Source organism: Aquibacillus halophilus (genome assembly GCF_009649745.1).
In the GTDB taxonomy this organism is placed as follows: domain Bacteria; phylum Bacillota; class Bacilli; order Bacillales; family Amphibacillaceae; genus Aquibacillus; species Aquibacillus halophilus.
The window spans coordinates 1-1,302 of sequence record NZ_WJNG01000033.1; the positions used below are offsets into that span (position 1 = coordinate 1).

9 tRNA genes and 1 rRNA gene are annotated in these 1,302 nt (G+C 48.4%); all 10 read left to right on the plus strand.

The features are described from left to right. The first annotated feature begins 220 nt into the window (after positions 1 to 220). The 10 genes from rrf to GH741_RS21395 all read left to right on the plus strand — a co-directional run bounded on the left by rrf (position 221) and on the right by GH741_RS21395 (position 1,161). Positions 221 to 336 (plus strand): 5S ribosomal RNA (gene rrf / locus GH741_RS21350). A gap of 12 nt (positions 337 to 348) precedes the next feature. Beyond that, positions 349 to 424 (plus strand) — tRNA-Val (locus GH741_RS21355). Positions 425 to 428: 4 nt separating this feature from the next. Further along, positions 429 to 504, plus strand: a tRNA-Thr gene (locus GH741_RS21360). 32 nt (positions 505 to 536) lie between these two features. Then, positions 537 to 612 (plus strand) — tRNA-Lys (locus tag GH741_RS21365). Between the two features lie 32 nt (positions 613 to 644). Continuing rightward, a tRNA-Leu gene (locus GH741_RS21370) sits at positions 645 to 726 on the plus strand. 7 nt (positions 727 to 733) lie between these two features. After that, positions 734 to 808 (plus strand) — tRNA-Gly (locus tag GH741_RS21375). 15 nt (positions 809 to 823) lie between these two features. Further along, positions 824 to 912: transfer RNA gene (locus GH741_RS21380), tRNA-Leu, on the plus strand. 4 nt (positions 913 to 916) lie between these two features. Then, positions 917 to 993 (plus strand) — tRNA-Arg (locus GH741_RS21385). Between the two features lie 4 nt (positions 994 to 997). Next, positions 998 to 1,074: transfer RNA gene (locus GH741_RS21390), tRNA-Pro, on the plus strand. An 11-nt stretch (positions 1,075 to 1,085) separates the two neighbouring features. Next, positions 1,086 to 1,161 (plus strand) — tRNA-Ala (locus tag GH741_RS21395). Positions 1,162 to 1,302: the final 141 nt, after the last annotated feature.

Below are 1,302 nucleotides of genomic sequence, written 5' to 3' on the forward strand. Positions count from 1 at the left end.
TGGTGACACGTGTAGCTGACGAATACTAATCGATCGAGGACTTAACTAAAATGATATGAGTTTTATGAATCAAAGAAAAAAGTCGTTCGTTGAATAACTTGATGTCCCCATTGCTTATCTAGTTTTGAAGGTATATTCATTAAAATACTGTTAAAAAGTACTTGCATTTTTGTTGCAATGTGAATATAATATACCTTGTCCCTAAATTTTATATAATAGGTCTGGTGGCAATAGCGGAGAGGTCACACCTGTTCCCATGCCGAACACAGTAGTTAAGCTCTCCAGCGCCCATGGTAGTTGGGGCTTTGCCCCTGCGAGAGTAGGACGCCGCCAGGCGAAATTATAGTTGGAGGATTAGCTCAGCTGGGAGAGCACCTGCCTTACAAGCAGGGGGTCGCAGGTTCGAGCCCTGCATCCTCCACCATAATGCCGGCCTAGCTCAATTGGTAGAGCAACTGACTTGTAATCAGTAGGTTGGGGGTTCAAGTCCTCTGGCCGGCACCATTGATAATTTAAATGAATAATAGCTAAATTATGAGCCATTAGCTCAGTCGGTAGAGCATCTGACTTTTAATCAGAGGGTCGAAGGTTCAAGTCCTTCATGGCTCACCAAAGTTTTTTGCAGTAGCAAAATAACTAATTTAGCGGGTGTGGCGGAATTGGCAGACGCGCTAGACTTAGGATCTAGTGTCTTATGACGTGGGGGTTCAAGTCCCTCCACCCGCACTTATAAGCGGAAGTAGTTCAGTGGTAGAACACCACCTTGCCAAGGTGGGGGTCGCGGGTTCGAATCCCGTCTTCCGCTCCAGTTTCATCATGCCATGCCGGGGTGGCGGAATTGGCAGACGCACAGGACTTAAAATCCTGCGGTGGGTTTCCACCGTGCCGGTTCGAGTCCGGCCCTCGGCACCATTATGCGCCCGTAGCTCAATTGGATAGAGTGCTTGACTACGGATCAAGAGGTTAGGGGTTCAAGTCCTCTCGGGCGCGCCATAAACGGGAAGTAGCTCAGCTTGGTAGAGCACTTGGTTTGGGACCAAGGGGTCGCAGGTTCAAATCCTGTCTTCCCGACCATTTTTTTTTACGGGGCCTTAGCTCAGCTGGGAGAGCGCCTGCCTTGCACGCAGGAGGTCAGCGGTTCGATCCCGCTAGGCTCCACCATAAGTATTGATCCTTGAAAACTGAACGAAACAACCAGTATGTGAAGTAAGAAATTAAGCTAGTTTTTTGAACGAGCAATCAAGCTCATAAACTTTATGGAGAGTTTGATCTTGGCTCAGGACGAACGCTGGCGGCGTGCCT